This is a genomic window from Pseudomonas sp. B21-021, from assembly GCF_024749205.1.
Classification (GTDB): domain Bacteria; phylum Pseudomonadota; class Gammaproteobacteria; order Pseudomonadales; family Pseudomonadaceae; genus Aquipseudomonas; species Aquipseudomonas paraglycinae.
Map to the genome: position 1 here is coordinate 6,435,636 of NZ_CP087192.1, position 21,766 is coordinate 6,457,401.

A 21,766-nucleotide genomic window follows, 5' to 3' on the forward strand; every position below is an offset into this window, starting at 1 on the left:
GTTTCGATAATGACGTTACGCTCTCGGTTTGACCGTGCCGCAATCCTGACCCAGCCAGACTGCCCGGGTTTCCAGACTGCCCTTCTGGTTGATCCCGATGGCATTGAAAGTACCGTTGGCGACGGTGGTGAACTCGCGGTCACTGAGGAACGTCGCGACGCCGGTGCCTTGGGCTTTCGGGCAACTGAAGCGGAATTTCCACTGGTTGCCGACACGCTCGGTGATCTGCTGTTTACAGCCCGACTGCGGATCCGCCAGTGGAATATCGTTGGTCGCCACCTGTTGCGGCGTCAGGCAGGCGCGGATGCCCTTGCCACCGATGTTGATCCCCTGCTTCTCCAGTTCAGCCCGTTGCTGAGGGGTGATCTGGCCCTGAATCTGGCCGAGGATCGATTGCACATCCATCACTTGATCATCGACCTTCACATTGCTCGACGTCATTTCCCACAACCCCGGCTGCAGCATTTGCGCCTGAGCAACCACCGGCAAGGCCAAACCCAGGCCCAGCGCCAAACCCAGCAGACGAACGTTCATTGAAAAACTCCTGATCAGTAGTGGCCGTTAGACGCCGGCCGCCTGTTTCGGTTCATGGCGGGCGCTGGCGGCTTGAAAACAAATAGCGACAATCGCCATGGAACATGGTCTGTTAAGCATTGAATCTTCAGGAGCAAGGTTGCCCCATGGATTATTTCGGACCGCACATTTTCGGTTATCTGATCGCCCTGATACACACCCTCGGCTCGATCGCCGCGATCCATGCCGTATTGACCGTACGCACCGCCCAAGGCTCGATCGCCTGGGCGCTGTCGCTGATCTTCATTCCCTACCTCACCCTCATCCCTTATCTGGTGTTCGGTCGCAGCACCTTCGATGGCTACATCAAGGCCCGCCGCCAGGCCAACGAACAGATGCGCCAGGCGATTTCCGAACTCAACTGGCGGCCGTGGGTGGAGGAAGCCCTGACCGCCCGCGCCTCGAATGCTTACGACTCGTTGCGCGCAATGCCGAAGCTGGGACGCATGCCATGCCTGGCCAATAATGAAGTGCGATTGCTGATCAACGGTGCCGCTACCTTCGAGGCGATTTTCCACGCAATCGACCAAGCGCGGGAAGCGGTGCTGATCCAGTTTTTCATCATTCACGACGATCGTCTCGGTCAGCGCCTGCGTGACTTGCTGCTGAAGAAAGCGGCCGAAGGCGTGGTGATTCATTTGCTTTACGACCGCATCGGCAGCCACGCCCTGCCCCACAGTTATGTGCAGGCGCTGCGCGACGGCGGCGTCGAGGTCAAGGCGTTCGCCACCCGCAGCGGCTGGCTCAATCGTTTCCAGGTGAATTTCCGCAACCACCGCAAGATCGTGGTGGTCGACGGGCTGATCGGATTTGTCGGCGGGCACAACGTAGGCGACGAATACATGGGTGAAAAACCACCGCTGGCACCGTGGCGCGACACCCACGTCCAGGTGCGCGGCCCGGTGGTGGCGTGCATGCAGGAGTCATTTGCCGAAGACTGGTTCTGGGCCGCACGATCGTTGCCGCCGCTGATCCTGCCGGACGCGTACCCGGAGGATGGCGTGCTTTGCCAATTGCTCGCCAGCGGCCCGGCGGATGCCTACGAAACCTGCTCGCTGTTCTTCGTCGAAGCCATCCACGCCGCCACCGAGCGTGTGTGGATCACCAGCCCCTACTTCATTCCCGATGAAGCCGTGTTCGCGGCATTACGTCTCGCGGTGTTGCGCGGAGTCGACGTGCGCCTGTTGCTGCCTTCGCGTCCCGACCACCGCATTGTCTACGCCGCCTCCAGCCTTTACGCGTTCGAAGCGGTGCGCGCCGGGGTGCGGGTGTTCCGCTACGAGCCGGGTTTCCTGCATCAGAAAGTGGTGTTGATCGACAGCGAAATCAGCGCCATCGGCAGCGCCAATCTGGACAACCGTTCGTTCCGGCTGAATTTCGAAGTGATGCTGTTGACCGTCGACAGAGAATTCGCCGCCAGCGTGGAACACATGCTCAACGATGACTTCGACCAGGCCTACGAAGTCGCCAAAGAAGAAAGCCGGGAGATCCACCGCCTGCAACAGGTCGGCATGCGGATCGCCCGGCTTATTTCACCGATTCTCTAGGTTCAAGGGTTGTAGATGTCGTCCCTCGTCCACGGCAGTTCATGGCTGCCGTCGGCATGGGCCTTCACGGCGAGGATCTGGTGCAGATTGATCCAGCCGCGAGCGAACGCATAAGCGCAGCCCGCCAGGTACAGACGCCAGATGCGCAGCGCCTGATCCGGCACCAGTTTCGCAGCGGCTTCGAGGTTGTCCTCCAGCCGTTCGCTCCAGTGGTCCAGGGTGCGCGCGTAATGCAGGCGCAGACTCTCGACGTCGACGATCTCCAGACCCGCTTCGCTGATCTCGGCCGAGATCATCGCCAAATGCGGCAACTCGCCGTTGGGGAACACGTACTTCTCGATGAAATCCCCGGCACCGCGTCCCACGGGACGGCCATCGGTGTGCTTGGCGGTGATGCCGTGATTCATCACCAGACCGCCCTCTTTCACCGCGCCGAACAGGGTTTTGCAGTATTCGGCGAGATTGGCATGACCAACGTGTTCGAACATGCCGACGCTGACCACTTTGTCGAAACGCCCGTCCTGTGGCAGATCGCGGTAGTCGAGCAGTTGCAGTTCGATCTGATCTTCCAGCCCCTCGGCTTTGACTCGCTCGCGGGCCAGGGCCAGTTGCTCTTTGCTCAGGGTGATACCGAAGACCTTGGCGCCGAACTCGCGGGCGGCATAACGCGCCAATCCGCCCCAACCGCAACCGACGTCCAACAGATAATCGCCTGGCTGCAGACGCAGCTTGCGACACAGGTGCCGGAACTTGGCTTGCTGGGCTTGCTCCAGGGATTCACTGCCGGTTTCGAAATACGCGCAGGAATATGCCATGTCGCTGTCGAGCCACAGCTGGTAGAACGCGTTGGACAGGTCGTAATGGTAGGAGATGGCTTTGGCGTCGGTTTCCTTGTCGTGCACGGTGCGCACCGGCTGACTTTCTTCGTCTTCATTGAGCAGCGCCGTGCTCAACTCATCGCACACCCGGATGACTTCGCTGATCGAGCCCTCCAGTTCGAGCTTGCCCTCGACGAAGGCCGCACCCAATGCGTCCAGACTTGGATGGGTGAACTGGGTGACCATCTGCGGGTCCTTGACCACGATGGTGACGCTGGGCGTCGGGCCCAGATTGAATTCATGGCCGTCCCAGAGTCGCAGGCGAAGCGGAAGCTGCAGATTCTGTAAGGCCGGTGGAAGTTGCGCGAGCATGGAATATCCCCCTGGTTTCAGACGTCTGATCTGAGGGTAGACCATCCTTGAAAATTAGCAGGCTATCGATTTGATAGTCGCCGACTATCAGCCGCAGAGGCTGTAATGGCGCTGTCATCCTTGCTTCAGTGCGCCTTCTCAAATGACTGCGAGAGCGGCGCACAGTTCGAAAAATGATCAGTCCGACGCTTTCAGCTTCAGCAGCGGTTCCTGAAAACGCAGCAGGCGACCGGCATTGCCCAGCACCAGCAACGTGCTCAGGTTGTGCAGCAATGCAGCGATCATCGCGCCCGCTGCACCGAGCCAGCCGAAGGCCGCGAACACTACGATGGCCAGCGTCCAGCCCAGACCGATGATCACGTTCACTTGCAAGGTCCGTCGGCACTGACGGCTGAGGCGCACGCAGGTGCCGAGTCGACGCAGGTCACTGCCGATCAGCACGATATCGGCGGACGCCAGCGCGATATCCGCGCCGCCCGCTCCCATCGCCACCCCGACGACGCCCGCCTTGAGCGCCAGCGAATCGTTGATCCCGTCGCCGACCACCATCGGCCGGAAGCCGTTGTCGATTTCCTTGAGCACTCGATTGAGCTTGTCTTCGGGCAACGCCTGGGCCTCGACTTCGTGCAGGCCGACATCCTTGGCCAGTGTCTGCGCGACGCTTTGCCGGTCGCCGGTCAACAGCAGTTGCCGCCCCAGCCCGAGGTCACGCAGTTCACTCAGTGCAAATCGCGCTTCCGGTTTGACGGTGTCGGCCAGCAACAGCCAGGCGAGGAATTCGCCGTTCAACGCCAGCCCGGCAATCGGGCCGTCGTGTTCGGGGATCGCCGTGGTCGAGATGCCCAACTGCGCAAACAGCTCCGGACGCCCGAGCGCGGCCTCGCCTTGCGCGGTCTTGGCCACTACGCCCAACCCCTGTCGCTCGTGAATATCGGTCAGCACCAGCACCTCCTCCGCGCTGACCAGTCCGGCCAGCGCGCGGCTCACCGGATGGCTGCTCGCCGCACCCAGGCTTGCAGCCAGCGCCATCACCGACCCGTGATCCGCTCGCGGGCTGTTGATCGACTGCAAGCGCAGCGTGCCGTAAGTCAGGGTGCCGGTCTTGTCGACCACCAGCGAAGTGAGATCGGCCAATTCCTCAAGGAACGCCGAACTGCGGATCAGAATCCCGTGCCGCGCCGCCACCGCTACCCCGGCAATCGCCGTGGCCGGCGCCGACAGCACCAATGCGCAAGGGCATGCCGCCACCAGCACCGCGAGCATCGCCTGCGCATCGTTGGTGATGAACCAGGTGACGGCCGCGAGCAACAACACCAGCACCATGTAACTGCCGGCATAACGTTCGAGCAAACGAGTGATCGGCGGTTTGGAGCGTTCGGCGTTCTGCATCAGCGCGATGACTTTGCCGAGGGTCGATTCATCCCCGGTACGGGTCACTTCAATTCGCAGCAACCCGTCGAGGTTGATCGCGCCGCCGAACACCGCCATGCCGACGCCCGCCTCGACCGGCACCGACTCACCGGTGATCGACGCCGTATCGAGGCTGGCCTGGCCGGATAAAACCCGACCGTCCGCCGGCACCCGGTCGCCGGCGCGCACTTCGACTTTGTCGCCGGCCTTGAGCGTGCCGTTGTCGACTTCGATGATCGAGCCGTCTGCCTGCACCTTGCGCGCATGACTGCGCGTCAGTTGGCCGAGGGCATGAATCGCTTCCTGGGAACCGATCACGCTGCGCTCCTCCAGCACATGGCCGAAGATCATGATGATCGGCAGCAGCGCGGCGGTGAGCAGATCGCCCGTGGCCCACGCCCCGATCATCGCCAAGGCGATCAACTGATCGGTGATGCCGTGCAGGCTCGGATAACGCAGGCTGAACCACGCCGAACGCATTACCGGCACCGCGACTAATAAAGAAGCGAATCCGAGCAACAACTGACTGACGCCGGTTTGCTCCGGCATCAACCAGCGCCAGATCAGCCCCAGACCAAGCAAGCCGAGGGCGAGCATCGCCAGGGTCAACTGGCGCGCGGCGCGGCGTTGTTCGGCCGAGGACAACAGGCTCGGAGATGAGGTGGTGGCAGTCATTTGCTGGCTCCCTGAATGATCAGGCGTGAATCGTCTTTCGGATCGACCGTGGTGACAGAACCGGCCTGACCGAGAATCTTCGGCATCCGCTCACGGTACAAACGCAACAGCATTTGCGGGTCGGTGCCCTGCTGTTGCGCCTTGGCCAGGCTAAGCACCGTCGCCGTGTCGGCGGAGGCTTTGGCCAGGCGCTCACCGGCCTGGGCGTGGGCGACTTGCAGCGTGCGGTCGGCCTGTTCGTTGGCGGACTGGGTGAGTTTCTCGGCCTCGGTGCGGGCATTGGCGACCGCCTTGTCAGCTTGCTGGCTGGCGGTGAGGACAGCGTTAAACGCGCTCACTGCCGGCTCCGGCAGACTCGATTGCACATCGACCCGCGCCACTTCGATGCCGATGCCCTGCCCGCTCGCCTTCAACTCGGCGAGACGGCGGTTGATGCCTTGCACCAGATCACCGCGCAGCCGTTCGCGACGTTCGGCTGCCTGATTGTCAGCGCCGATCAGTTCCGGCCGAGCCACCAGAATCGTGTCCAGATCTCGCGCCGCCGTCAGTGCGACGGCGCTTCGCGTCACCACTCGATCCAGCGCAGGCAACACATGCTCGCCTTGCAGTACAAAGTCATAAGGATCGGTGACCTTGTAGAACACCCGCACATCCAGTTGCACCACTCCGGCATCACCGGTGAGCAGATAACCGGAGCCGGCCAACGCGTCACTCAGCGGCGTGGCGAAGGTGGCGACACGATCCGCTTGCATGGCCTGATCACTGCGCAGCAGATTTTCCACCCGGCGTTCAATCACCCGATCCGCCGCCGGCAACAAAACCACCTGTTCGAACGGCTGCGGCCAGGCCAATAACAACCCGGCATTCTGAATGCGATCCAGTGCTCCAAAGTGCAAAACCACCGCCCGGTTCTGCGGATCGATCTGCCGAACATTGGAAAACGCCCAGGCTAATGCCGCAAGCACGGTTACCGCATACAGCGCGAAAAACGCCAGACGTCCCGCCTGAATCCACGGACTGTTCAGCGAATGTGTTCCACGTGGAACTTCATTCATGGCTGCGATCCGCTTTTGCTGTCGAGATTCGGCGGTCCGTCGACCAACACCCGGAATGGCGCGGCGTCGGTGCGCAGGATCAGTTTGGTATCCGGCGAAACGATGGTGCCGAGGGTGTCCAGCGAGCGTAGCAAGTTGTACAGCTGCGGTGAGCCTGCGTAAGCGCGCCCGTAAATCTGCGCCGCTTCCACCCGCGATTGGGCTTCTATATCGGCGGCTTTCACCGTGGCATCGGCTTGCACGATGCGCGCATCGCGTTCGGCGGCGGAGCGGATTTGTGCCGCTTCACGCTTGCCGATGGCGGTGCGTTCGGTGGCGATGGTTTCACGCTCGGCGCGCATCCGGTCGACCGTTGCAGTGAGGGTCACCGATGGCAAGGTCAGCCGTTCGATGCCCACCTGCACCACGCGCACGCCGTAGGTGGCGAGCAGCTGCTGATCGATTTGCTGGCGCAACTGCGCTTCGAAATCGGCGATGCGAACCTGGCTGGCATCGGTGTTCACCAGATTGGCCAGATCGAAACTGCTGGCCGTGGTTTCCAGTGCCGAGCCGACAAACGTCCGAATCTGCCGCGCCGCTTCGTCCGGCTGGTTCTGTACGGCGCGCATGAAGCGCTGCACGTTGTCGGGATCGCCCTGCACCTGCCAGGCCACGTACGCCTGAACGATGATGCGCAAACCGTCGCGAGTGCCGACATCCTGCAAGCCGCTGGAGGTCGTGCGCAAACGCAGGTCCACCGGAATCGCCGCTTCGAACGGCGCCGGCCAGCGCCAGCTCAGGCCAGGTTCCAGCAATACGCGGGACGGATTGCCGAAACGGGTGATGACCGTGGCCTCACCGGAGCGCACTTGCACCAGGCTCGCCGCCGCGATGGCGAACGCCACCAGTAACGCTGCCCAGCCCATGCGTTTCCACGTAAAAGGCCCCGCCTCTTCCGGCGCACCGTGGTGATGGTGATGATGCCCGTGATGGTGATGACCGCCGCCATGAGCATGATCGTGGCCGCTGTGGTCATGGTGATCGTGAGTGTGCGACTGGCTCAATGGGTAGCTCCTGGCTGAGCGGTGGTGCGCGCCGGATCTGCCGGCAGCGTAAACGTACGCAGGTCGATGGTCGGTGCGTTACTGCTGCCGCCCAGGCGATGGTCGAGTACCAGCAGTTTGGCTTTGCTCAAACCCTGGCTGAGTTGGCTGAGGTATTGCTCCAGCACGAAGGCCTGGCCGGCGCTGGCGTAAGCCTTTTGTTCGGCGCTGAATTTCAGGTCCGCCGCCCGGGCCGTGGCGTTGATTTCGTGGGCATTGGCACTGGCCTGATCCCGAGCGAGGCTGGCCTGCAACTGCGCCTGGTTACTCGCTTCGGCAGCGGCGCCGCGCTCGCGGGAGATCAACGCCTGAGCACCGATCTGCGCCGCTTGCACGCTGTGATAGGCATTGGCCGCCCCTGCCGGCGGGTGAATCGCTTCGACCACCGTAGCGAGAATTTCCACGCCGCTGTCGAGTTTCTGCAGATCGCTTTGCACGGCGCGGCCGATTTCTTCGGCGAGCCCGGTCCTGTCCTCGCCGAGCAATCCGTCGAGGGTGCGCGAGGCAAAGTCATGCACCAGAATCCGGCTGGCGGTGCTGCGGATCAGCGTGGGCACATCGGCGCTGTTGTAGGTGGCGGCCAGCGCGGCTTGATCGCTCAGGCCGATGCGGTAGACGAAGCGCACGTCCATGTTGACGATCTGAAAGCTCTGCTGATCGCCACGGCTACTGGCGATAACCTGGGACTTGTCATTGACGTGGCTGGCATCCCACAAACGGTTGGCGGTGAATGGCGCCGGGCCTTCTGCCGGATCCAATTGCACGGGTGCCGGATTTTCACCGACGCTGGTTGCCAGTTCATGCACCACACCATTTTCAACGTTCAGTACACGCCCCAGCGGCCAAGGCAAACCGGCGTGTAAACCCGGCCCGAACACCTGCACCGGTTTGCCGAAGCGCTCGTAAATGCCACGGCTTTGCATCGGTATTTCGTGAAGGCCGGTGAGCAACCAGCCTACCGTTGCCACCAGCACCAACACCGGCAAGAACGCGCGGCGCATGTAACTGAAGGCCCAGATCTGGCGCAGATCGATGCCGAAGCGGTTGTGCAATTCGTGCTGCAACGCGAGCAGAGGTTGTGGCGGCCAGCGCAGCAGATCGGCAACGAAACTACGCGCCAGCAACGCCGGTTCGAGTTGTTCGCGGCGCGGGCTGAACAGCGACAGCAATGCACGCAACAGCAATTCCAGGGCAACCAGCCCCGGCAGAATGCCGATCAACACTGCCAGCCGCACCGGCCAGATTGCACTGTCACTGGCGAACAACAGGCACAACGCACCCAGCACCAGACTGATGATTGCCACCCGCGTCAGCTGCGCCAGCGCTCCGGCCTCGGGCCATTGCGCCGGGTTTTCCTGCGCCAGCTGTCGCTCGAGCACCAGCAGAGCGAACGCCAGCAGCAACGCGATGGCCGCGCCGACCGTGGCGGACAACCCCACTCCCGCCGCCGGCAGCGTCAGATTCCACATTTGCTCGATGCTTAACAACACCAGCACCGACCACCCGCCCAGCCACAATGTGGCCGCGCCGATCTGCCCGAGCAGGTGCAAACTGCGCTGACTCATCCGATCCAGCAGCCGTTCGTACCAGCCTTCCGGCGCAGTTTCCTCAGCAGCCGTAACCGGCACGACGGGATTGATCACCCGCGCCCGCCATTGCGTCACCCACCACGCCGATTGCAGACCGGCCACCAGCACCAGCAACGCCGCGCTCTGATTGACCAGCAACGCGGGCCACAGCGATTGCGGCGCAAACAGCCCGACAAAAAACGCCAGTACCCACCCTGCCCCGGCCAACGCACCCAGACCGATCGCCAGGCGACGCAAGCGCCGGCCCTGCGTTGCCGCTTGCTGAAAGCGCGGCAATCCGTTCACCGGCGTGCCTTCATCCAGATCGACTTGCATATCCCCCCAAAACCCTTGGCTCACTGCACATATCGTTACGATATAACGAAAGTCGTGAAATATTTGTACTCATTTGCATCATTCAAAGATGCGCAACCTGTCGCTTGCCTGAAGCCTTGACCGAAATGTCTGGAAACGCACATATTACGTTCGTAATTTTCAGTGCGAACTACTTTTACCGATCCGCATCCTTCAGCCAGGAGTAAGAGCATGAGCAACTATGACGTGGTGATTCTGGGCGGTGGCCCCGGCGGTTATAACGCAGCGATTCGCGCCGGCCAGCTGGGCCTCAAGGCCGCGTGCGTCGAGGGCCGCGTCACGCTGGGTGGCACCTGCCTGAACGTCGGCTGCATGCCGTCCAAGGCGCTTTTGCATGCGTCAGAACTGTACGAAGCGGCGCTGGGTGCGGAGTTCGCCAACCTCGGCATCGAGGTCAAACCCACGCTCAACCTTGCACAAATGATGAAGCAGAAAGACGAAAGCGTGAGCGGCCTGACCAAAGGCATCGAATTCCTGTTCCGCAAGAACAAGGTCGACTGGATCAAGGGCTGGGGCCACATCGACGGCCCCGGAAAAGTCAGCGTGACCGGCGATCAGGGCAGCCGGATCGAGCTCACCGCGAAGGACATCGTCATCGCCACCGGCTCCGAGCCCACTCCCCTGCCCGGCGTGGAGATCGACAACAAGCGCATCCTCGACTCGACCGGTGCGCTGTCCTTGAGCGAAGTGCCCAAGCATCTGGTGGTGATCGGCGCAGGCGTAATTGGCCTCGAACTCGGTTCGGTCTGGCGCCGGCTCGGCGCGCAAGTAACCGTGGTGGAATACCTCGACCGCATCTGCCCCGGTGTCGACGGCGAAGCCGGCAAGACTTTGCAGCGCTCACTGAGCAAACAAGGCATCAGCTTCAAGCTGAGCTCGAAAGTGACCAGCGCCACCTCCTCCGACACTGGCGTACAGCTCAGCGTCGAACCTGCCGATGGCGGCAGCGGGGAAATCCTTGAAGCCGATTACGTGCTGGTGGCCATCGGACGTCGTCCGTACACCCAGGGCCTGGGCCTGGAAAACGTCGGCCTGAGCACCGACAAACGCGGCATGCTCGCCAACAAACAGCATCGCACCGAAGCACCCGGCGTGTGGGTGATCGGTGACGTAACATCCGGGCCGATGCTCGCACACAAGGCCGAAGACGAAGCCATGGCCTGCATCGAACAGATTGTCGGCAAGGCCGGCGAGGTCAATTACGACCTGATTCCCAACGTGATCTACACCCGCCCGGAGCTGGCCAGCGTCGGCAAGACTGAAGAGCAGTTGAAGGCCGAAGGCCGGGCGTACAAGGTCGGCAAATTCCCATTCACCGCCAACAGCCGGGCGAAGATCAATCACGAGACCGAAGGTTTTGCCAAGGTCATCGCCGACGAGCGCACCGATGAAGTCCTCGGTGTGCACCTGGTCGGTCCGAGCGTCAGCGAAATGATCGGCGAGTATTGCGTGGCCATGGAATTCAGCGCCTCGGCCGAGGACATCGCCCTGACCTGTCACCCACACCCAACCCGCTCCGAAGCGTTGCGTCAGGCGGCGATGAATGTCGAGGGGATGGCGACGCAGATGTAAGCACTGTGCGAATACTTCCCGCGCAATGCGGGAAGTATCAGGACGGCAGATGCCCCAGCGGCAACGCGCCGGGCGTTTTCACCGTGTGGATCGCAAAATTGCTGCGGATATCGCTTACTCCCGGCAGCTTCAACAGGCAACCGGTGAGAAAGCGGTCATAGGCGCGCAGATCCGGCACCACCACTTGCAGCAGAAAGTCCGATTCCCCGGACACCAGAAACGCCGAAATCACCTCTGGCAAAGCCGTCACCGCCCGGTGGAATGCCTCGGCCTGTTCGTCGTTGTGGCGCTCGACCTTGACCCCGACAAACACCGTCAGCCCCAACCCCACTTCATCGCGATCCAGATTGGCCTGGTATCCGCGAATCACCCCGGCCTCTTCGAGCATCCGCACCCGGCGCAGACACGGCGACGCCGACAGACCGATTTCGTCAGCCAGCTGCACATTGCTCAGGCGCCCGTCCCGTTGCAGCGCGGCGAGAATCTTGCGGTCGAAGGCATCCAGTTTCATGGTTGGCAGATCCTGATGGTTTACGCGGTGAAAGAGCGCAGATTATGCCAATTCAGCGCCCTTTAGAAGCTGACTACGCAACCACCTGCCCTGCCCTTCAGCCCTAGACTGAGGCGACCGAATCGACAACGAAAGGGGTGCGACATGGCGAGTCTCTGGCTGTTTTTCCTGGCTTTGGCGGTGGTCTATCTGCTGCCCGGTCCGGACATGATCCTGCTGTTGCAAACCGGCGCCCGCCAGGGTCGCGGCGCAGCGCTGGCCACGGCGGTGGGTCTTGCGATTGCCCGGGGTTGTCATGTCGCATTAGCCGCTTTGGGGTTGGCGGCGCTGTTCAAGGCGGCGCCGTGGACGTTCGATGGCGTGCGGATCGCCGGGGCGGCGTACTTGCTGTGGATCGGCATTCAATGCCTGCGCACCACGCTGCTGCCGGATCTGGACGCCGGCACCGTAACGGACAGTCATGCACAGTGGCACGCAGCCATCCGTCGTGGCCTGCTGACCAACCTGCTCAACCCGAAAGCACTGCTGTTCTGTTCGGTGCTGCTGCCGCAGTTCATCGTGGCAAATGGCGCACCGGTGCTGACCCAATTCGCCGTGCTCGGCGCGATGCTAGTGGGCGCAGGCCTGCTGTTCGACAGCGCCTACGCCCTGACCGGCGCCGCGCTGGGCCGCTGGCTGAAACACAGCCCGACGGCCCAGCGAGTGCAGCAGTGGTTGTTCGGCAGCCTGTTGATCGGCTTTGCCGTGCGCCTGACGTTCGTCCAGCAGGCTTAGGTTTTGCGGGCCTTGCGCTGGCGGCGGGTAATGATCACCAGCGCAATGAAGGTCAACCCGACAATGGTGCCGATCTGTACTGCACGCTTGTAGGGTCGCAACACTCCGCGTACAGCATCGACAACCTGGGTGACGTAGCGTTTGTCTGCGTTGGCGAAATCCGGATAAGGGCATTGCTGGCCGAAATAGCCGCCCCAGCCCATGTACGGACCTTCTTTCACATATCGCTGATACAGCGCGCTTTGCTCTTGCAGGCTGCTATTGAAACCGGCTGCCGAGCACAACACCGCAGCAAACGCCTGACTGGTGTGCGGCAGATTATCCGCCGCACGGCTGGCCAGCGCCGTGGCAACAAACCGATAGTGATAGCGCTCATCCGGCTGCGCTTCACTGGCCTTCTGGCGCTGCACTTCAGCCTCGCTCACCAAAGGCCCAACTTTCAGTTCGGTGGTTTCCAGGCTGTAGTTGCCGCCGAAGGTCGCGTAATCCGGGGCCATTTCGTAGCCCAGGATGTCCATGCCCCACTCACGGGCAGTCCACGCAGCATTGAACAGTGCGCTGGCACGTTTGGTCGGCCACCATGCCGAATCGGCTTTGAGGCGTTGCTCACCATAGAGCCGCGCCTTGTTCTGCAGATCCGCGCTGTCGAAATAGCCAACCGCTTCTTCGTAGTGCCCCTCACGCAACAAACGCCGCCCCAGCAGATTACGCAGACTGGCGGCCACCGGCAGCGGCACGTAATTGTCGCGATCCTGCTGGCTCAGCGCGGGCGGTGCCGGGACGTTGTTATCAACATAGTTTTTCAGTTCCTCGACCGTCAGCACTCGCTCGGCCACGGTCGCAGCGTCGAACCAGTAAATGCTTTGGCTGCGATACAACTGATCGAAAGCCTGCAGATACTCGCCACGTTGCAGCGCCAGAATCGCGCTTTCACCCTCGACCCGGCATTTGGGCTGCACGCTTTCGAGATTCCAGTCGGCGGTGCGCCGCTCGCCCCAGGACTCGTCCTGCGGGAACGCTTGCGCGGCTTTCGCATAAGCCGCAGCCGCCGCGTTCCTGTCGCCATCGCGCACCGCCAGTTTCGCCCGCAGCCACCACGCCAGACCGCTGTCGCCAGCGTGTTCGAGGAACGCCTTGGCGCTGGCGTAATCGCCCTGTTGGTAATTCATCGCCGCCAGACGATCAGCGTTATCGAGGCTGCCGCGCGTACTCGCTTGCAGCGCCTTGACCAGCTTCTTCTCGTTCGGCGGCTCATCGCCGAACGACCAGCCGATCCGGCTGATCAACGAGGCGGTCACCAGTTGCTGCACGGCTTTGCCACGCAGCAACTTCTTCAGTCGATCCTCGGGCTCTTCGGCCAGATCGTTCATCAACAGCTTCAGCGAGGTGTAGCCGACGTTCGAACCATGCAGGTTTTGCGTGGCGTAGAGTTCGATGGCCTTGTCCCAACTACCCGCCGTGCGCAGCGCGCGCGCTTCTTCGCCAAGGCTGGCCACGCCCAGTTCCAACGGATCGCTGAAACCGTCGATGCTCAGTTGCCGCGTCTGGTGGAAGGCTTCGATGGCGTTTTCCAAGGCTTCGAGTGCATCGCCCGCTTCGCTGCTCATGGCAAAGAAAGCCCGGCCCAGCGAATAAGCGGCCCAGGTGCTGCGCAACGCACGTTGATCGGCCGGCAGCGCCAGCAACTGACGGAAATACTCGACAGCCAGTTGATGGTCACCGGCGCCGAACGCCACGGCGCCCGCCACATACAGACGCAGTTCCGCCGGCAGGCTCGCGCCCTCCACTTCAACCTGACGTGCATCGGTCAGGCTGCGCAGTTGTTTGACCAGCACTTGCTGTTCAGGCGTCAGGCCGATCTGCTCGGCCTTGGCGCGCACCTCGGCGGGTTCTGGCGCCTCGGCGTAGATGTCATCCGGATTGTGGGTGGCGGCGGTGACGTTCTTCAGCCCGGCAATGGTTTTGCCGAGGCGACTGATCTCGAACCTGAAGTTGCCCTCCGGCATTTCCGCCAGCGATTGCCCGCGATCGTCGAGCAGACGCATCGGGAAATCCGGGCCGCAGGCCAGCGCCGAGCCCAGCGGCAGGCTGAGGCTCAGGCAAAGCAGATGGCGGGGCCAGTTACGGGTCAACATGCGAACCTCCTTGATCAATATTTGCGCAGCGTGCCCAACCAATCGCACGCTGCCCGCCTGCCGGCAATCGGCCGTCGCGCAGGCGGGTGAAGGTAAGCAGATCCGCCGTCTGTTGCAACGCATAACCGGCGAGCGCATCGGCGCCTTCGCAGCCCCGGGCTTTGAGGGTGATGCGGGCAGGCCAGGCGCTGTCGAGGTTGCCGACGTTACGCAGGGCGATGTCTTGCAGGCCGTTCTGTTCGGTAAACGTCAGGCCAAGCTGGCTGCTCAATACATCGCCTCGGGCGACCGCACGCAGTGTGCTCAGGCTCCAGGCTCTGCGGTCGTTGGCCAACGGCAGCCGAAACCAGATCAGACCGGCCAGGTGCGCCGGGCGATCCTCGCGTAACTCATTGGCCAACCGGCCCAGTTGTTGTGGATCGGCGAGCAATTCGCGTCGCTGGCCACCCCGTTCGAGTGGCACTTCGCTTTCCACCACCGGAGCGCCATCGGCATCCGCCAACAACGCCACGCCATAGGCCGGCAGCGCCAGATAAAACGGTTTGTCGGTCACCCGCCCCCAGGCCTTGGCCCAGCGCTGCGCCTGCTCGGGATCGAACAGACCGCGACGCGGATCACTGACGGCGTGCACCTGCAACACACTGCTGTCGACGGTCGCCAGCAGCGCCGGTAATTGCGGGCTGTCGAGCCAGGCAGGCAGCGTGGTGATGCTCAGGGGCAGATTGGCCGGCAATGCGCCGCGCAAGTGAGCGAGGAATTCGGTATAGGCCGACAGTCGGGCACTGCCGGCATCATGGTCGATCTCGACCCCGGCCAGCGTGAGCCCCTGCCCTTGCCAGTCATCGAGCACTTGAAGGATTTGCGCCGTGACCGCTTGCGGGTCGAGCGCCTTGAGCTGGCCGTCGAGGCGAATTACCGCGATCAGCGGCCGGGCATCGCGTTTCAACAACGCAGAATCGACGCGTGCCCGACTCCATCCGGCATTCGGGAAAGCCTGCAACGCCAAGACCCGCAACGTCGAAAAGTCGTTGCGACTGTCGTTCAGGGCCTGTACATGGGCTGGCGTCCATTGCCGTTGCCAGACATATAGCTGCTGATCGAGCGGCACTGCGTCCTGTCGTTCACAAGCACACAGCAACAACACAGCCACCAGGGCTGACCACCCGATGATAAAGCGCATACCTTGCAGATCCCTGAGACATCAGGCTGCAAGGTTACACAAAAGCGCTCAGGGCTTGCGGGCAATGATGACCTGACTTTTCGCCACCACCGCATCCAGCGCCTGCTTGATCTGCGCGCCGCGCGGCGAGTCGAGCACCGCTTGCCAGGTATCGGCCCAATGGTTGAGCAGCGGATGATCCGGGTTGCTGAATTCGACCTTGGCTTCCCAGAACAACATCATCCACATCGACCAGTAAAAGCCGTACTGGCTATGGCTGATGATCTCGAGTCCCGCCTCGCTGACCATCGCCTTGAACTGCTCTTCGCTGATGATGCGAATGTGGTTGGGCTTCTGGAAATACTCCGGCGCGGCGATGTCCTTTTGCAGGTCTTCGGAGCTGGGGTGCGGCACACTTAGCAAATACAGCGCGCCCGACTGGCCGACACGCACCAGTTCGGCAAGGAACTGCGCCGGATCGTCGACGTGCTCGATGACTTCAGTGGACACCACGCGAGTGGCGGTGCCATCGGCGATCGGCAGCGGATTGCAGTCGGTCACATGGCATTCGACGCCACGCGCCGGCGTATCGCTCAAGCGCTGGCGAGTCGCTTCGACCTTGGCGCCGTCGATGTCGGCAATGATGATCTTCGCCCCGCGCATGCCGCAGAAATGCACGTTGCCACCGTCGCCGCAGCCAACGTCGAGCAAGGTGTCATCAGCGGTCACCGGGAAGCCTTTGAACAGCTCACCGGTTTCCTGGTTGAACCAGCCGCTGAGCATCGCGTCGTGCAGGCCGAGCATGTAAGGGTCCACCTTGTCGGCGACCGGTGCGACAGCTTGTGCGGGGGCCGGAGCCGCCGTGAGTTTTTTCAGAAGGCTCAGCATGAGGTGGCTCCAGAGGACGAGACGACGGTTCGCGAGGTGGCGAGGCGTTTCACCAGCGTGGCGCCTCGATTGCGCATGGGCATTTCGATCAAGCGGTAATTGAGTTCGCTGAGCAGCACGATCAGGCCACCGGCTATCAGCAGCGTCACGATCGGATGCCCGGCCGGGCTCGGCAGACCGGCGCCCTGCAAACGGAAGGTCAGTTCCCGCACCAGTTGATAGGCCGGGATGTGGATCAGGTAAATGCCGTAGGAGCGGCTGCCGATCCATGCCATCAGTCGTTGCAGGCCCCCGGCCGGCAGCAGGTAATTGCGGTCGTACGAAGCAATCCACACCAGTACGGCGCTGAGCACGGCGATAGACCCGATGCGGTAACCGGCAAAAGTGAAACGGTCGGTGGCCATGAAACTCAGCAGCGCTCCGAGGCCGACCAGCGCGAACACTCCGGCCCATGGCCGCCGCAGAAATACCGGCTCCCAGCGGCGATAACCGGGCTGCACGCTCCACATCGCCAACAGCACGCCCAGCGCCAGCGCATCGGTACGAATCACCATCAGCAGCGGCGTGCGCACGGTGAACAATTGCACCGCCACCAGCGCCAGCAATGCCCACACCAGATGCTTGCGGCACAGCATGATCAATAGCGGGAACAACAGGTAGAACTGCTCCTCCAGCGCCAGGCTCCAGTAGACGAAGCTACTGCCGTATTCGTAATGAAAGAACGCATCGGCAAAGCGGAAATTGGCGTACTGCAGCACCCCGGCCAGGGTGGCCTGGACGTTGGCGGACCACGTGCCGAACGCGCCTGATCGATTCAGAAACACGCACGCCAGCAGCATCAGCGCCAGCCACAGCCAGGCCGACGGCAGAAGACGAAACGCCCGGCGCAGCCAGAAATTGCGCGTCTGCTCCCAGTACTCCTGGCGATTGCTGCAGCCGCGCAGCGCCGGGATCAGGCTGCGGGCGATGACAAACCCGGAAATCGCAAAAAACAGGTCGACGCCCCACCACGGCTGCGCCCAGGCATGAACCCTTTCAAGCAGCGGCACCGGGTCGGTGAACAGGCTGCCCTGCAAGTGATGAAACAGCACGCCGAGTACCGCGACAGCGCGCAGGACTTCGATGTCCATGATCCGCTTGCCGCTCATGACACACGTCCTGCATCGAGCGGTTTGCGGGCGATGATCACCTGACTCTTGGGCATGAAACGGTCGAGCATCTGTTTGATCGCCAAGCCATCGGGCTGCGCCAGCAAGTCCTGCCAGGTTCTGGCCCAACTCTCCATCAATGGTGGATACGGCGCCTGGATCCGGTCGCGCACGGCCCCGCCGAGGTCACGTCCGCCAGCCCGTTCGCTGGCCCAGAAAAAGATCATGCCCATGACCCAGAAAAAGCCCGTGGCCTGACGATGCTCGATCACTAGGCCGGCATCCTCCACCAGTGCCGCGAAGCGTTCCGGGGTGAAGATCTGCACATGGTTGGGTGACTGGTAATAACCCGCCGGGGCAATGCCCTGCTGCAAATGCTCGCCCACCGGCGCCGGCACACTGAGCAGGTACAGCGCACCGGGACGGCCCATGCGCACCAGCTCGGCCATGAACGGCTCGGGCTGATCGATGTGCTCCAGCACTTCCATGCACACGACCTTGCTCGCACAGCCGTCGCTCAGCGGCAGTGGCAGACTGTTGCTGACCAGACCGAGGCTGGCCTTGCGGCTCTGCGCTTCGACTTGCCGGGCAAGATCGCGCACCTTGTCGTGTTCGCTGTCGGTGAAGATCACCGAGGCGCCCTGGCGCACGGCAAACAATGTCGCTACGCCCTCACCGCAACCCACGTCGAGCAGGGTGTCGTCCGCGTCAATGGCAAAGCCCTTGAGCAACTCGCCACTGTCGCCGTGAAACCAGCCGTCGAGCATGGCGTCGTGCAGGCCGACGTCCCGCGGCGACACGCCGGCAGCCAGCGGTTCAGGCGCAGCAACCGGCAAAGAGACCGGCAACGATCGCGCCACCGGACGCAAACGCCTCAGCAATGCGCGGATCATGTGCCCGTGGCTTCCGTTGCAGCGACAGCGCGAGATTCCTGCACTTGAGCGAGGAAATCACGCAAACGCTGCTCGGCCACCGCCTGACTGCAGAACGCCTGGAGACTGGCAACGGCTTGCGCCGACATTTGCGCATAACGCTGGGGATCGTTCTTCGCCACTGCATAGCTGTCGCGATAGGCCACACAGACCGACGCCCAGTTGGTCATGTAGCGCAATGTGCGGAACGCCTTGCGCGGGTCGTGAGGCCAGGCGGTGAGTTCATCGGTGGACTCGACCAGGAACGCGTTGTCGGTGCTCAGGTAATCGATCATCGCCGTGGTGCGCGGCGCCACGGCCGGTTTGCCGCAGGACATGAATTCCATCAGCGGCAGGCACTGACCCTCGCCGTAGGAAGTGTTCACCACGTAACGGGTGGCCTGCACCAGACGCTCGTAGTCCGTGTCCGCGAGGTAGCCGTAAATCAGCACGATGCGGCAGCGGTAGGACTGGTTTTTGTAAAGGTGATGAAGAATGTCGCCGAGCGCTTCTTCGGCATCGTGGTGCGTGAGCTTGAGCACCAGCGTTGCGTCTTCGACGTCGCGGAATGTCACGCAGAAAGCGCTGAGCATGTCTTCCCAGTTCTTGCGCCCGTCACCGGGATTGAACACCGATGTGTAGACGACACCGTCCAGCAGCAGCTCCTGCTCGCGAACCGGCGCCTGGAAATCGATGCCTTTGCCACGGCGCAGGTGTTTCGGGCCGAACGCATTGAGATCGAGCTGACGGCTGTCGACGACCAGCCCTTTGATCGTCAGGCGCACCGGCCCTGTCGAGGCCTGCCCCTGAAGCTGCGCGCCCCGGGCCGCGAAGCGATCCCACACCGGCGCCGGCACCGCGACAATCGGGTAATCGGCGCCCATGGCTTCGCGCACGGCGTTGACCGTGTAGGTGGAATGGGTGATCGCCGCGCCGCAGGCCCGGAGCACCGTGCGCCAGTCATTGCGCGGCTCGTTGTCGAAGGGTTCGTTGGGGATGGTGCTGAATTCCCAGGCGAACACCGGCAACGTCGGACATGCCAGGTGGATCGGCGTTCGGTGCGGCGGCGAGAACGACAGGAACACGCAGGGCTCGCCACGGGACAGGCATTCCAGATACAACGCATCGACTTCGCGCGCCGGATCGACGACTTCCACCACACGCCCAAGGCGTTCGAGCACCGGCCGGTACTCCTTGAGCACGAAATAATAGCTGTACTCCGAACGCCCCAGGTTCTGCGCGATGGTGTGCTGGTTGGTTTCCGAATGAATGATGATCAGCATGAGGCGTTGTCCGTCACAGGGGCGGCATCGGCAGCCAGCGGCACGAGGCCGAAAAAGTCCGCCATGCGCCGCTGTACCGGAGCAAACGCGCAGTAGTCGTGCATGCGTTCGACAGCGGCGGCAGACATGCGCGCGTATTCCTGCGGCTGTGCCTTGGCCATCCGGTAGCTGTGCTCATAGGCGCTTTTGAGCGAAGCCCAGTCCGGTCGATAGCGCAGGGTGCGGTAGAGGATGCGGGTGTCCTGGGGCCAGATCGTCAGCTCTTCGCTGGACTGCACGACGAAGGCCACCGTGTCGTCGATGTAATCTTCCATGGCCGTGTGGTCCGGGGCGATCACCGGTTTGCCGCTGGACATGAACTCCATCAATGGCAGGCACAGGCCTTCGCAGCGTGAGGCGTTCACGTAGAAACTCGCAGCCTTGTAGAGCCGCGCGTATTGCGCATCGTCCAGATAACCGTGCATCACCAGCACCCGGCAGGCGAACGGTGTCAGTTGCGCAAGCAGGGTCATCAGTTCGCTGTAGTAGGACGCCAGATCGTTCTGGGTAATCTTCAGCACCAGCGTCGCGTCGGGCGTTTCGCGAAAGGCCCAGCAGAACGCGGTGATCAGGTGGTGCCAGTTCTTGCGCCCGTCTTTGGGGTTGAACACGGTGACGTAGATCACGCCTTCCACCGCGGTCTCGACCACAGAAGAGGTGTCCGGCAGATCCAGCGGGGGTGGCTCGACCACCGCCACCGCATGCGGAGCGGCGATGGCCGGGAAACGTTTTTCAAGCCAGGCGTGTGCGCTGTCCGACAGCAGATCCTGCACACCTTCCCAGTACCAGTGGTGCAGGAATTTCACCCGTTCTTCACCCGCGCCCAGCAACCACAGACGCAGATAATGGCGGGCAATGACCAGGCGTCGTTTGACCGTCAGCGGTGGCGGGCGCAGTGCCTCGATTTCAGCCAGTTGTTCGGCGGTCAGCGGTTTGGGCAGCAAATCGTCGGCAGACAGTCCCAGCGTACGGCTGTCGAAAATGCAGCCCTTGATCGCCAGGGTCGCGCCTGGATTGATCGGCGCACTGACGTGCTGCTCACGAATGGCGGCGAAGTTTTCCCACAAAGGCGTCGGCAGCACGAGTACCGGAAAGTCCTCGCCCATGGCGCGGTGAATCGCGCGGGCGGTGTGGCTCGACAGCGTGATGACCCGTCCCTGTCGTGCGAGCATCTGCGTCCAGTCGTGGCGCGGATCATCGTCCCACGACTCGCCGGGGATCGAATCGAACTCCCATGCGATCACGCAGATCGTCGGGCATTCAACGTCGGTCGGCGTATTTTGCGGCGGCGTGAATGACAGGAAAACGCTGCTTTCACCGGCACCGAGCAGGGCTCGATAGAGTGGATCGACTTCGGCGCGGCTGGATACCACATGCACCCGACCCAGGCTTTCCAGCACCGGGCGATAGGCCTTGAGCACGAAGTAGTAGCTGTATTCGGGACGCCCGAGACTCTGGCTGATGGAGCGGTCGTTGACGTCCGAGTAGAGAATGAAATTCATGGCATCCCACGGTGAAACCGCCATCCCGGCAACTTCACGCTATGACGGCCGGGCGTCGGATCGAACCGGTATCAGCGGTGTTCGTCCTGCGTCATCGGGCACGTCTCTGTTCTTGTTTTAATGTTCGGTTTGACCCTGTCGCACGATCCTTGCGAAATGCCGCCGGGGATCGCGACGAGGGGCATTCTAAACACATCCGCCGAGGATTCGGGAACCGCCCGGCGAGAAAAACCCGACTACTCTGACGAGAACTGACCAGTCACGGTTTGGCCGGTTGAAATTGCTGCGCAATTGGCACAGATTGGCAACCAAACAACTACAACAACGGCTTCACCCGTCGTTCTGCCGGATTTTTCTCTCGGTCTGACA

Annotated in this window: 17 protein-coding genes; 3 read left to right on the plus strand and 14 right to left on the minus strand. The window is 62.3% G+C overall.

What is annotated here, in order from left to right; all coding sequences use genetic code 11:
- Positions 1-15: 15 nt before the first annotated feature.
- A complete protein-coding gene (locus tag LOY31_RS29125) occupies positions 16-534 on the minus strand; it encodes a DUF3617 domain-containing protein (protein ID WP_007954220.1) in 519 nt (172 codons plus the stop codon).
- Between the two features lie 146 nt (positions 535-680).
- Here LOY31_RS29125 and cls point away from each other — a divergent pair, with 146 nt between their 5' ends.
- Complete coding sequence (gene cls / locus LOY31_RS29130) at positions 681-2,120, plus strand: cardiolipin synthase (RefSeq protein ID WP_221535502.1); 1,440 nt, start codon at positions 681-683, stop codon at positions 2,118-2,120.
- 2 nt (positions 2,121-2,122) lie between these two features.
- Here cls and cfaB read toward each other — a convergent pair whose 3' ends face one another.
- The 5 genes from cfaB to hflK (LOY31_RS29155) form a co-directional block, all read right to left on the minus strand.
- Complete coding sequence (gene cfaB / locus LOY31_RS29135) at positions 2,123-3,310, minus strand: C17 cyclopropane fatty acid synthase CfaB (protein ID WP_085606267.1); 1,188 nt, start codon at positions 3,308-3,310, stop codon at positions 2,123-2,125.
- Positions 3,311-3,487: 177 nt separating this feature from the next.
- Positions 3,488-5,395, minus strand: coding sequence for a heavy metal translocating P-type ATPase (locus LOY31_RS29140; protein WP_085606269.1), 1,908 nt, complete (start codon positions 5,393-5,395; stop codon positions 3,488-3,490).
- A complete protein-coding gene (hflK, locus tag LOY31_RS29145) occupies positions 5,392-6,450 on the minus strand; it encodes a protease modulator HflK (protein WP_007954212.1) in 1,059 nt (352 codons plus the stop codon). The genes LOY31_RS29140 and hflK (LOY31_RS29145) overlap by 4 nt, the downstream gene beginning before the upstream one ends.
- Complete coding sequence (gene hflC, locus LOY31_RS29150) at positions 6,447-7,493, minus strand: protease modulator HflC (protein WP_085606273.1); 1,047 nt, start codon at positions 7,491-7,493, stop codon at positions 6,447-6,449. Before hflC ends, hflK (LOY31_RS29145) begins: the two co-directional genes overlap by 4 nt.
- Positions 7,490-9,436, minus strand: a complete 1,947-nt coding sequence (gene hflK / locus LOY31_RS29155) for a protease modulator HflK (RefSeq protein WP_258712657.1) — start codon at positions 9,434-9,436, stop codon at positions 7,490-7,492. Before hflK (LOY31_RS29155) ends, hflC begins: the two co-directional genes overlap by 4 nt.
- Positions 9,437-9,646: 210 nt before the next feature.
- Here hflK (LOY31_RS29155) and lpdA point away from each other — a divergent pair, with 210 nt between their 5' ends.
- Positions 9,647-11,047 (plus strand): dihydrolipoyl dehydrogenase, encoded by a 1,401-nt coding sequence (lpdA, locus tag LOY31_RS29160; protein ID WP_258712658.1) that lies wholly within the window; start codon positions 9,647-9,649, stop codon positions 11,045-11,047.
- A 37-nt stretch (positions 11,048-11,084) separates the two neighbouring features.
- Here the strand turns inward: lpdA and LOY31_RS29165 are convergent, their stop codons facing one another.
- Positions 11,085-11,558, minus strand: coding sequence for an Lrp/AsnC family transcriptional regulator (locus tag LOY31_RS29165; protein ID WP_007954205.1), 474 nt, complete (start codon positions 11,556-11,558; stop codon positions 11,085-11,087).
- Positions 11,559-11,702: 144 nt separating this feature from the next.
- Between LOY31_RS29165 and LOY31_RS29170 the strand changes: the two genes are divergently transcribed.
- On the plus strand, positions 11,703-12,332 hold the full coding sequence (locus LOY31_RS29170; protein WP_258712659.1) for a LysE family translocator: 630 nt from the start codon (positions 11,703-11,705) through the stop codon (positions 12,330-12,332).
- Here the strand turns inward: LOY31_RS29170 and LOY31_RS29175 are convergent.
- Genes LOY31_RS29175 through LOY31_RS29205 form a run of 7 tightly spaced genes read right to left on the minus strand, consistent with a single transcriptional unit; the run spans position 12,329 to position 21,397 of the window.
- Positions 12,329-14,467: a hypothetical protein gene (locus LOY31_RS29175; protein ID WP_258712660.1), complete on the minus strand. Its 2,139-nt coding sequence runs from the start codon at positions 14,465-14,467 to the stop codon at positions 12,329-12,331. The genes LOY31_RS29170 and LOY31_RS29175 overlap by 4 nt on opposite strands.
- On the minus strand, positions 14,454-15,647 hold the full coding sequence (locus LOY31_RS29180) for a DUF3142 domain-containing protein (protein ID WP_258712661.1): 1,194 nt from the start codon (positions 15,645-15,647) through the stop codon (positions 14,454-14,456). The genes LOY31_RS29175 and LOY31_RS29180 overlap by 14 nt, the downstream gene beginning before the upstream one ends.
- A 48-nt stretch (positions 15,648-15,695) precedes the next feature.
- On the minus strand, positions 15,696-16,514 hold the full coding sequence (locus tag LOY31_RS29185; protein WP_007954201.1) for a class I SAM-dependent methyltransferase: 819 nt from the start codon (positions 16,512-16,514) through the stop codon (positions 15,696-15,698).
- Entirely contained in the window at positions 16,508-17,662 is a 1,155-nt protein-coding gene (locus tag LOY31_RS29190; protein ID WP_258712662.1) for an acyltransferase, read from the minus strand. The genes LOY31_RS29185 and LOY31_RS29190 overlap by 7 nt, the downstream gene beginning before the upstream one ends.
- Positions 17,659-18,555 (minus strand): class I SAM-dependent methyltransferase, encoded by an 897-nt coding sequence (locus LOY31_RS29195; RefSeq protein ID WP_258712663.1) that lies wholly within the window; start codon positions 18,553-18,555, stop codon positions 17,659-17,661. Before LOY31_RS29195 ends, LOY31_RS29190 begins: the two co-directional genes overlap by 4 nt.
- Positions 18,552-19,856, minus strand: a complete 1,305-nt coding sequence (locus LOY31_RS29200; protein WP_258712664.1) for a glycosyltransferase — start codon at positions 19,854-19,856, stop codon at positions 18,552-18,554. Before LOY31_RS29200 ends, LOY31_RS29195 begins: the two co-directional genes overlap by 4 nt.
- A complete protein-coding gene (locus LOY31_RS29205) occupies positions 19,850-21,397 on the minus strand; it encodes a glycosyltransferase (RefSeq protein WP_258712665.1) in 1,548 nt (515 codons plus the stop codon). The genes LOY31_RS29200 and LOY31_RS29205 overlap by 7 nt, the downstream gene beginning before the upstream one ends.
- Positions 21,398-21,766 lie beyond the last annotated feature (369 nt).

Bases quoted from the DNA above. Each gene is read 5' to 3' on its own strand.
- LOY31_RS29125 (WP_007954220.1), bottom strand. From the start codon at position 534: ATGAACGTTCGTCTGCTGGGTTTGGCGCTGGGCCTGGGTTTGGCCTTG.
- cls (WP_221535502.1), top strand. From the start codon at position 681: ATGGATTATTTCGGACCGCACATTTTCGGTTATCTGATCGCCCTGATA.
- cfaB (WP_085606267.1), bottom strand. From the start codon at position 3,310: ATGCTCGCGCAACTTCCACCGGCCTTACAGAATCTGCAGCTTCCGCTT.
- LOY31_RS29140 (WP_085606269.1), bottom strand. From the start codon at position 5,395: ATGACTGCCACCACCTCATCTCCGAGCCTGTTGTCCTCGGCCGAACAA.
- hflK (WP_007954212.1), bottom strand. From the start codon at position 6,450: ATGAATGAAGTTCCACGTGGAACACATTCGCTGAACAGTCCGTGGATT.
- hflK (WP_258712657.1), bottom strand. From the start codon at position 9,436: ATGCAAGTCGATCTGGATGAAGGCACGCCGGTGAACGGATTGCCGCGC.
- lpdA (WP_258712658.1), top strand. From the start codon at position 9,647: ATGAGCAACTATGACGTGGTGATTCTGGGCGGTGGCCCCGGCGGTTAT.
- LOY31_RS29165 (WP_007954205.1), bottom strand. From the start codon at position 11,558: ATGAAACTGGATGCCTTCGACCGCAAGATTCTCGCCGCGCTGCAACGG.
- LOY31_RS29170 (WP_258712659.1), top strand. From the start codon at position 11,703: ATGGCGAGTCTCTGGCTGTTTTTCCTGGCTTTGGCGGTGGTCTATCTG.
- LOY31_RS29175 (WP_258712660.1), bottom strand. From the start codon at position 14,467: ATGTTGACCCGTAACTGGCCCCGCCATCTGCTTTGCCTGAGCCTCAGC.
- LOY31_RS29180 (WP_258712661.1), bottom strand. From the start codon at position 15,647: ATGCGCTTTATCATCGGGTGGTCAGCCCTGGTGGCTGTGTTGTTGCTG.
- LOY31_RS29185 (WP_007954201.1), bottom strand. From the start codon at position 16,514: ATGCTGAGCCTTCTGAAAAAACTCACGGCGGCTCCGGCCCCCGCACAA.
- LOY31_RS29190 (WP_258712662.1), bottom strand. From the start codon at position 17,662: ATGAGCGGCAAGCGGATCATGGACATCGAAGTCCTGCGCGCTGTCGCG.
- LOY31_RS29195 (WP_258712663.1), bottom strand. From the start codon at position 18,555: ATGATCCGCGCATTGCTGAGGCGTTTGCGTCCGGTGGCGCGATCGTTG.
- LOY31_RS29200 (WP_258712664.1), bottom strand. From the start codon at position 19,856: ATGCTGATCATCATTCATTCGGAAACCAACCAGCACACCATCGCGCAG.
- LOY31_RS29205 (WP_258712665.1), bottom strand. From the start codon at position 21,397: ATGAATTTCATTCTCTACTCGGACGTCAACGACCGCTCCATCAGCCAG.